This is a genomic window from Stenotrophomonas maltophilia group sp. RNC7 (assembly GCF_030910085.1).
GTDB lineage: Bacteria > Pseudomonadota > Gammaproteobacteria > Xanthomonadales > Xanthomonadaceae > Stenotrophomonas > Stenotrophomonas sepilia.
The window spans coordinates 26529-35388 of sequence record NZ_JAVFVN010000133.1 but is presented as its reverse complement, the minus strand read 5'-3'; the positions used below and the strand labels follow the sequence as shown (position 1 = coordinate 35388).

7 protein-coding genes are annotated in these 8860 nt (G+C 66.0%); 4 read left to right on the top strand and 3 right to left on the bottom strand.

All coding sequences use genetic code 11. The annotated features are described in order from the left end of the window. Positions 1-1234 (bottom strand): IS3 family transposase gene (locus RCF13_RS01735; RefSeq protein WP_308140762.1). Its coding sequence is split into 2 segments (ribosomal slippage), with 1235 coding nucleotides annotated over them: positions 1-787 and positions 787-1234; the frame shifts between segments, so codons are not numbered across the junction. This gene is flagged as partial in the annotation. A 347-nt stretch (positions 1235-1581) separates the two neighbouring features. On the opposite strand from RCF13_RS01735, the gene RCF13_RS01730 reads away from it, so the two are divergent. The 4 genes from RCF13_RS01730 (at position 1582) to RCF13_RS01715 (ending at position 7155) form a co-directional block, all read left to right on the top strand. After that, positions 1582-1797 (top strand): hypothetical protein, encoded by a 216-nt coding sequence (locus tag RCF13_RS01730; RefSeq protein ID WP_005417149.1) that lies wholly within the window; start codon positions 1582-1584, stop codon positions 1795-1797. 207 nt (positions 1798-2004) lie between these two features. Further along, a complete protein-coding gene (locus RCF13_RS01725; RefSeq protein ID WP_231352173.1) occupies positions 2005-4392 on the top strand; it encodes a Tex family protein in 2388 nt (795 codons plus the stop codon). Between the two features lie 208 nt (positions 4393-4600). After that, positions 4601-6790 carry a PAS domain S-box protein gene (locus tag RCF13_RS01720; protein WP_134968450.1) on the top strand — a complete coding sequence of 730 codons (2190 nt, stop codon included), beginning with the start codon at positions 4601-4603 and terminating at the stop codon, positions 6788-6790. A 62-nt stretch (positions 6791-6852) separates the two neighbouring features. Beyond that, complete coding sequence (locus RCF13_RS01715) at positions 6853-7155, top strand: hypothetical protein (RefSeq protein ID WP_134968449.1); 303 nt, start codon at positions 6853-6855, stop codon at positions 7153-7155. Here RCF13_RS01715 and RCF13_RS01710 read toward each other — a convergent pair. Both RCF13_RS01710 and RCF13_RS01705 read right to left on the bottom strand, forming a co-directional pair. After that, positions 7097-7387 (bottom strand): putative quinol monooxygenase, encoded by a 291-nt coding sequence (locus RCF13_RS01710; protein ID WP_061479066.1) that lies wholly within the window; start codon positions 7385-7387, stop codon positions 7097-7099. The genes RCF13_RS01715 and RCF13_RS01710 overlap by 59 nt on opposite strands. A 61-nt stretch (positions 7388-7448) precedes the next feature. After that, positions 7449-8537: a DUF5694 domain-containing protein gene (locus RCF13_RS01705; RefSeq protein ID WP_134968448.1), complete on the bottom strand. Its 1089-nt coding sequence runs from the start codon at positions 8535-8537 to the stop codon at positions 7449-7451. Between the last annotated feature and the right edge of the window lie 323 nt (positions 8538-8860).

The following is an 8860-nucleotide window of genomic DNA, read 5'->3' as shown; positions in this document are numbered from 1 at the left end:
TCGATGCTGTCAAAGCTGTTCAGGTAGAAGAACTCCGACTTCAGCGTCCCGAAGAAGCTTTCCATTGCCGCATTGTCCAAGCAGTTGCCACGTCGGGACATGCTTTGCTTCAACGAGTGCTTTTCCAGCATGTGCCGGTAGTTCTCATGCTGGTACTGCCAGCCCTGGTCGGAGTGGATCATTGGCCGCTCCTCCGGGGAAAGCTTGCTGATGGCCTCCTCCAGCATCTGACCTACCAGATCGAACACAGGCTGGCGCTTGATCTGATAAGCCACGATTTCACCGTTGTAGAGGTCCATGATCGGCGACAGGTACAGCTTCATGCCTTGCACCTTGAACTCGGTGACGTCGGTCACCCACTTCTGGTTGGGCCGCTCGGCATGGAACTGGCGATTGAGGTCATTGCCAACCACAACATTGGCGGCCCCTTTGAAGGACCGGTAGCGCTTCACGCGTACCCGTGATTTCAGGCCCATCTCCCCCATCAGGCGCTGTACCCGCTTGTGATTGGTCCGATGGCCCTGATTGGCCAGTTCCAGCGTCACCGTGCGATACCCATAGCGCCCTTGGCTTTGATCGTAGATTGCCCGGATGCGCTCGCACAGGGCTGCCTCATCCTGATCCGGATGGGCCAGGACATGGTTCTGGTAATAGAACGTACTGCGTGACAGCTCTGCCGCTTCGAGCAGAAGCGACAGCGTATGAACCTGCCTCAATCCTTGGATGGCTTGCGCTTTGCGTCCTGCGCCGCCTGCTCTTCCCGGATCAAGGCATCGAGTTTTTTTAGGTAGTCGGTCTCCGCACGCAGATAGGCGACTTCCTTGAGCAGCTCATCGCGGCTCATTTCCTCAGGTGGCTTGGACGAACGGGTCTTTTTCATCGGCTTTCGGGGCGGCGGAGGTGGTGGTGCCAACGCTTGGGCACCGCCTTGAGCATACAGGCGCCGCCATCGCCCCACCGCGCCGGCATCGCCAATTTGAAAGTAAGTGGTGGCCTCCCGCCCGGACATGCCGTCCTGGCCCATCTTCTTCAGGACAGCCAGCTTGAATGCGAGGTCATAGGACTGGGCCTGGCGGCGAAACCCGCGCCAACCATGCAGCCGATAGGTCGCCACCCAGCGCCTGACCGTGGAGAACTCCAGGCCGTAGCGACGAGCAACGGCTTTGACCGATGTGGAGGTCTTGCAGGCCTCTTTGGCGACCTGCAGTTTGAAACGCGCGTCGTATCTGTTCATGTATCCCACGGGGTTGGATCTGATGTCCAACTCCCGGGGATCACTTCATGGACGGGTTTACGGCGTGTCCCGCGAACCCACCCCGACCGACCCGATCACATGAAGCGCATTTCGCGACCAAGCCACGAGGGGCTGCGCCGTTGGGGAAATCCCCCGCCGATTCGTTAGCCGGAAGTTAAAGATCCGTAAGCATTCTGCTGCGATCCCGCAGTCATCTGCATGCAACCGATCGTCATTAGTCTTCGTGACGTTCCAGTCAGGTTCGACGCGGTAAGCTCTCCCTCGATGAGCTCGCAGCATCGCTCATCGAACGCAGTACGCAGTAGCAATTTGGAGGAAGACATCACATGGCAATCGTTCTTTATGTCGGTGGTAGCAAGGATGGCGAGAAGGGCGTGGTGCCCTACGGCTTCAGCAAATCCCGCGCCGACACCGCGCTGGGGCCGGAGTTCTACACGGAGCGGTTCATGGAACTGCAGGGTGTCGGCAAGGTCCGCCTGATGGCCCTGGAAGGCATGCGTGACGACATCGTCATGCAGCGCGCCGCCCGCCACTACCGCTGACCGTCGCAACACGCGGCAGGGCGCGCCCACCATCGCGCGCCCGCGCCGGCATCCCAGCCCCGGGCCAGTCCGAGCCCGCTCTTTGCCAGGATGCCGGCGTCCAATCCGGCTTCGCCGCTGAACCTCGCCCCCTGTCAATGCCTTGTCCGGCTCCGTCGCGGATTGCCAGAATGGGGGCTTCCCGAAACGCGGCACAGACCTGAAGCAATGCACGACGCCAAGAACGCCCAGAGCGCGCTCGCCCAGCAGATCGCCCAGACCATCGCCGACGAAATCGGTGCCCAGTCCGCCCAGGTACGCGCCGCCGTCGGCCTGCTCGACGAAGGCGCCAGCGTTCCGTTCATCGCGCGCTACCGCAAGGAAGTGACCGGTGGCCTGGACGACACCCAGCTGCGCAACCTGGAAACCCGGCTGACCTACCTGCGCGAGCTGGAGGACCGTCGCGCGGCGGTGCTGGCCAGCATCGGCGAGCAGGGCAAGCTCAGTGACGAGCTGCGCAATGACATCCTGGCCGCCGATACCAAGAGCCGGCTGGAAGACCTGTACCTGCCGTACAAGCCCAAGCGCCGCACCCGTGCGCAGATCGCCCGCGAGGCCGGCCTGGAGCCGTTGGCCGATGGCCTGCTGGCCGACCCGACGCAGGACCCGCAGACGTTCGCGGCTGTCTTCGTCGACGCCGACAAGGGCGTAGCCGACACCAAGTCCGCGTTGGAAGGCGCGCGCGCGATCCTGATGGAGCGCTGGGGCGAAGACGCCGCGCTGGTCGGCGAACTGCGCACCTGGCTGGGCGAAACCGGGGTGATCCGCGCGCGCGTGGCCGAGGGCAAGGAAACCGAAGGCGCCAAGTACCGCGATTACTTCGATCACGCCGAGTCGTTGGCGAAGATTCCCTCGCACCGATTGCTGGCGCTGTTCCGTGCGCGCCGCGAGGAGATCCTGTTCCTGGAGCTGGACCCCGGCAGTGATGCCGAGGCCGGCCACCAGTACGCCGAAGGGCGCGTGGCGCGCAGGGCCGGCATCGCCGACCAGGGCCGCGCCGCCGACCGCTGGCTGCTGGACGCCTGCCGGCTCACCTGGCGCGCCAAGCTGCACACGCACCTGCTGCTGGACCTGTTCAACCAGGCCCGCGAGAAGGCCGAAGCCGAGGCCATCGCGGTGTTCGGCGACAACCTGAAGGACCTGTTGCTGGCGGCACCCGCCGGCCCGAAGACCGTGCTCGGACTGGACCCGGGCATCCGCACCGGCTGCAAGATCGCCGTGGTCGATGCCACCGGCAAGCTGGTGGCCACCGACACCATCTACCCGCACGAGCCGCGCCGCCAGTGGGAGCAGTCGCTGCAGACGATCAAGCAGCTGTGCGCCAAGCACAACGTGGAACTGATCGCGATCGGCAACGGCACCGCCAGCCGTGAAACCGACAAGCTGGCCGGCGAAGCGATCAAGGCCGCTGGCAACCCGAAGCTGCAGAAGGTGGTGGTCAGCGAGGCCGGCGCGTCGGTGTACTCGGCGTCCGAGTTCGCGGCCAGGGAATTCCCGGAGCTGGACGTGTCGCTACGTGGGGCGGTGTCGATCGCCCGCCGCCTGCAGGACCCGCTGGCCGAACTGGTGAAGATCGAACCCAAGGCGATCGGTGTCGGCCAGTACCAGCACGATGTGGACCAGTACCGCCTGGCGCGCGCGCTGGATGCCCGCGTGGAGGACTGCGTGAACGCGGTGGGCGTGTACGTGAACACCGCTTCGGCTGCACTGTTGTCGCGGGTGTCCGGCCTGTCGGCCACGGTGGCCGAGAACATCGTGCGCCACCGTGATGCGAACGGCCCGTTCAAGCGCCGCAAGGACCTGCTGAAGGTCGCGCGCCTGGGCGAGAAGACCTTTGAACAGTGCGCGGGCTTCCTGCGCATTGCCGACGGTGATGAACCGCTGGATGCTTCGGCGGTACACCCGGAAGCCTACCCGGTGGTCGAGCGCATTGTGGCCAGCACCGCGCGCCCGATCAAGGCGCTGATCGGTGATGGCAGCTTCCTGCGCGGCCTGAAGGCCGAGCAGTTCACCGATGCCACCTTCGGCGTGCCGACCGTGCGTGACATCCTCAAGGAACTGGAGAAGCCGGGCCGAGACCCACGCCCCGAGTTCAAGGCGGCACGCTTCGCCGAGGGCGTCGAGGACATCAAGGACCTGCGCGAGGGCATGGTGCTCGAGGGTGTGGTCAGCAACGTGGCGGCCTTCGGTGCCTTCGTCGATATCGGTGTGCACCAGGATGGCCTGATCCACATCTCGGCGCTTTCCGATACGTTCGTGAAGGACCCGCGCGACGTGGTCAAGGCCGGCGATATCGTCAAGGTGAAGGTGCTGGAGGTGGACGTGGCGCGCAAGCGCATCGCCCTGACCCGGCGCCTGGACGATACCCCCGGGCAAGCCACCAGCCGCCCGGGCCAGCGTGATGAGCGCGGCCATGGGCAGGGTCCGCGCCGCGATGCAGGCGGCCAGAACCGCGGGCCGAACCGGGGCCAAGGCAATGGCGGCCGTCCCGCCGCGTCCGCGCCCCCGGCCAACAACGCCCTGGCCGAGGCCTTCGCCCGCGCCAAGCGCAGTTGAGGACCGTGTTCCCCGTCACGCTTGATTCGTGGCGGGGGACTTGTCGATTTTCCCCGTGATTGCGCACACTTGCGCTTGAGGGGAGGCGTCCGGCCACCCCGCTGTTGCTGGGGAGGGCCATGACGCCAGCACCACCCGTTGCTCGTACCGGCGGTCGCAGCGCTGCGCTGCGGTCGGCGCCTGCCCGTGCCGGCAGGAGACCGGATTGATGCCGGGCCAGGGCACCCACGGCAATGGACTGCTGGAGCGCCGCCTGCAGGAGCTGGCGGAAGAGCGTCGCCGCCTGGCGATGATCATCGACGGTACCGCCGCGGGAACCTGGGAATGGAACGTGCAGACCGGCGAGATGCGGGTCAACGCGCGCTGGGCCGAGATCGTCGGTTACCGCCTGGAAGAGCTGGAACCCATCTGCCAGAAGACGTTCCTGAGGCTGGTCCATCCCGATGACGTTGCGTTGTCCGATGCTGCGCTGGACGACCATTTCCAAGGGCGCAGCGACAACTACGCCTGCCTGCTGCGCATGCGCCACAGGAACGGCCAGTGGATCTGGATCCAGGACCGTGGGCGCGTCTTTGAATGGGACGGGCAGGGCAAGCCGCTGTGGATGGCCGGTGCCCATGCCGACGTCACCGAGCTGCAGCAGGCGAGGCAGGATGCGGCCGAAACCCGCCAACGCCTGCAGGCCGTGGTCGATGCGTCCGATGAGGTAGCGGTGATCGCCACCGATACCGATGGCACCATCACCCTGTTCAACACGGGTGCGGAGCGCCTGCTGGGCTACAGCGCAGCGGAGGTGGTCGGCCAGCGCCGGCTCGATGCCTTCCACGATCCAGAGGAACTGAAAGCCTGGCTGGAGCCGCTGGCCGATGCCGAGGGCAACCTTCCCGACGTGTTCGAAGCGCTCAGTGCTCGCGCTGACGGGCAGACCTACTCGCGGCAGTGGACGTTGCTGCGCAAGGAGGGCCTGCCACGCCAGGTGCGCCTGTCGATCAGCCGCATGGAAGGTGCCGATGGCGCACGCATCGGCTACGTCGGCATGGCCATCGACATCACCGAAATCCTGCAGGCACGGGCCGAGGCGCGGCTGTCGGCGGAGAAGTTCGCCGGTGCATTCACATCGGCGGCGCTGGGCATGGCGCTGGTGTCGCTGGAGGGGCGTTGGCTGGACGTCAATGATGCGCTGTGCCGGATCCTGGGTTACCCGCGCGAAGAGTTGCTGCAGGTCGACTTCCAGCGCCTGACCCATCCCGATGACCTGCAGACCGACCTGGCCCTGGTGCAGGATCTTCTGGCCGGACGGCGCAGCCATTACCACCTTGAAAAGCGCTATCTCGACCGCGACGGTCGCATCATCTGGGCGCGGCTGTCGGTGTCGCTGGTGCGCAGCGAGCATGGCCAGCCGCTGCATTTCGTGTCGCAGATCCAGGACATCACCGCCCAGCGCAGCAGTGAGCAACGCCTGTTCGAGAGCGAACAGCGCAGCCGCATCACCCTGGATGCGGTGGCCGACCTGGTGCTCAGCGTCAACCTTGACGGCCGCATCGACTATGCCAACGCGGCCGCGGTACGCACCCTGGCCGGTGATGGCGCGCTGTCGCTGGCCGGGCACAGGGTGCAGGACGTGCTGGCGCTGACCACCGAGTACGCGCCCGGCTCGGTACTGGATGTGTCGGTACTGCTGGACCCGGAGAGCAACGCGGTGGACCTGCACGCCGACCTGCTGCTGCGCCTGGGCACGGCAACGGTGCCGGTGGACCTGACGCGGGCCTGGCTGCGCGATGACGAGGGCCATGTGCGCGGCGCGGTGTGGGTGTTGCGCGACGACACCCAGCAGCGGGCGCGGCAGCGCGAAGCCCGCCACCTGGCCGAGATCGATCCACTCACCGAACTGAGCAACCGCCGCGGTTTCGAGGTGCACCTGCAGCAGGCGATCACCCGCGTCGAGCGCACCGGGCAGGCCGCCTCGCTGATGTACATCGATCTGGACCGCTTCAAGCCGGTCAACGACACCTGGGGCCACCTGGCCGGCGATGCCGTGCTGTGGGCGGTGGCCAGTGTGCTGCGACATGGTGTGCGTGATTCGGACGTGGTGGCGCGGCTGGGCGGCGACGAGTTCGCGGTGATCCTGTCCGGGTGTACGCCGCGTCGTGCGGCACGGATCGGCGGTGAACTCCTGCAGACCCTGTCAGCGCTGTCCATTCCGTGGGATCAGCATCGGCTGCGGGTCGGTGCCAGTATCGGCATCGCGCCCCTGGCGGGGGGCATGAGCGTGGACCAGGCAGTGGCCGCTGCCGATGCACAGTGCTACCGGGCCAAGGCGCTGGGGCGCAACAACGTGCAGGTGCAGGGCGAGCTGTCGGAGCTTCCAGGCGACGATGCCGATGCCGCCCAGGACTGATCTCAGCCTGTGAGAGGACGCGCGCGAATACTGCGCGCATCTCCACTCAAGCAGGTGAACCCATGAATGCCTGGAACCCGGTTGCGGTACGCATGTTCATCCCGGCGCTGGTCGGCTGGTGCCTGGCGCTGGCCACCTGCCTGCGCGCCGAACAGCTGCGCGGCGACCCGCACGCGCAGGCGTTGTTGCCCGTGCTGCAGCAAGGCGCGGTCGCGCTGCTGGTCCTGAGCCTCGCCTGCACGGTTGCGGCCTGCGTGTTGCTGTGGCGGCATGGCCGCGGCGACGGCGGGCGTCTCGCTTCCGGCACTACACCCGTGCCGCGTCCATCAGCAGGACCCGGCACGGTGCGCGCTGGAACGCGTTGATCTGAGGCACCAGACGCTGGAAGTGCTCGCTGGCGCAATGGATATCCAGAGCGTCGCGGTCCGGCCATTGCTCGATGAAGACGAAATGCCCGGGATCCTTCTGGTCGACGAACAGTTCATAGCCGAGGCAGAGCGGCTCTCGCCGCGTGCATGCGACAAGCTCGCGGTACAGGGGAAGCACGGTGTCCACCGCATCGGGATGGATGAAATCCTCGGCGATCACTTTCAGCATGTCGGCACCTGCAGACGGGCCTTGCAGGATAGTTCCAGCGCATGGCCGGCACCTATCCTAGTCAACGCAATACTGCGTCCGTACTGACCAGCTGCACGTCGTGCATCTGATTGAGGTAGGCCTCGTAGTAGCCCTTGTGCGAGGCACCGACGATGGCCAGCATTCGGCTGCCAGGGTGCAGGCCCAGCACGTCGCGGACGTTGGCGACCATGCGCAGGTTGCGGGTTTCCCAGTAACCGACATACATCCGGCCGAACGCCTTGGAGGACGGCTCGACGAGCGTCGCGCCGAAGTCGCTCTGGTACGCTGCCAACGCTGCTGCCGGGCTGTTGTAATCGCGATACAGCGCCATGACGCCACCGGGCTTGTCCAGATTGGCCACGAGGCGTTCATCGGCCTCCCGTCGTGCCCGCGAATGCGTATTGTTCCAGGCACCGGTGATGGCTGCACTGGCCGCCGCCTCATCCTCGGCCGGTGTGGGAGAATCGGCCGTGTGGTCGTCCACGGCCCACAGCCGTTCATGCCCGAGGCGGGCGGCAACTACGGCGGCGATCAGGCTGGTTTCATTGCGGCGGACCAGGCCTTTGCCGAGGATCTCGACCAGGGCCGGCGTCAGCCCATCGCCGGCTTTGCGCTCGGACGCAGGCAGGCGTAGCCATTGCACCTGCGCCGATCCGCGTTCGCCCGCTGCCAGGAACAATGCTGCGAGCCGACGACGCTGGGTGGGCGTCGGCTCGTCCGGCCAGGTCGCAAGCAGGCGCTCGGCCTGGGCGTTCGCTGCGGGCACGTCCAGGCCGGTGGCAGCCTGCGCAGCGGTGGTGTCGAAGCAGTAGGTGGCCACGCTCTCCGCATAGCGTTCCGGGTAGCGACGCATGGAATCGCACTGGAGGCCTGACAGGTCTTCGGTGGCGATCAGTTCGGGCTTCCAGGCGACCAGTCGCTGCAGCAAGGGTTCAAGCAAGGCGGGCTGGAACGACTTGGGCAGGCCGGACAGGTGGGCGGTGCCCAGTACCAGCACCTCGTTCGGTCGCCCGACAGGCGGCCCCTTCAGCTGGTCCGGATGGAAGGCGGGCCGATAGGTGGCATCTGCAGCGAGGGCGCCGGTACTGCACAGGCCCAGGATCAGGAGGCTGGCCAAGCGTGGGAACATGCGATCTCCGTGTCAGTGCGCGTCCTGCGGTTCGCTGCATGCTGGCCGTTTTCACCTGCCACGGAATCGCCCGTTGGTCATGCAAACCTTTTGGGCCTGAACTGCATCGTGCCCGGCAAGGCTATGCCCAATGACGGCGACAACGCGCGACATGTTCCGTGACGACACCCGGTGTCCCCACCGAGCGTGAGCAGAATGTGAAGTACATCGCGATTGTCTACCGCGTCCCTGCAGCCGCATCTGAAGTTGCGACGGACGTCGCGTAATCCGGCTAAAGCCACTGATCGCCTCGCCGATACTCCCTCTGGATCCCGCTCCAGTCA

Excerpts from the sequence above, each read along its gene's own strand:
- RCF13_RS01730 (WP_005417149.1), top strand. The coding sequence starts at position 1,582 with ATGGCAATCGTTCTTTATGTCGGTGGTAGCAAGGATGGCGAGAAGGGC.
- RCF13_RS01725 (WP_231352173.1), top strand. The coding sequence starts at position 2,005 with ATGCACGACGCCAAGAACGCCCAGAGCGCGCTCGCCCAGCAGATCGCC.
- RCF13_RS01720 (WP_134968450.1), top strand. The coding sequence starts at position 4,601 with ATGCCGGGCCAGGGCACCCACGGCAATGGACTGCTGGAGCGCCGCCTG.
- RCF13_RS01715 (WP_134968449.1), top strand. The coding sequence starts at position 6,853 with ATGAATGCCTGGAACCCGGTTGCGGTACGCATGTTCATCCCGGCGCTG.
- RCF13_RS01710 (WP_061479066.1), bottom strand. The coding sequence starts at position 7,387 with ATGCTGAAAGTGATCGCCGAGGATTTCATCCATCCCGATGCGGTGGAC.
- RCF13_RS01705 (WP_134968448.1), bottom strand. The coding sequence starts at position 8,537 with ATGTTCCCACGCTTGGCCAGCCTCCTGATCCTGGGCCTGTGCAGTACC.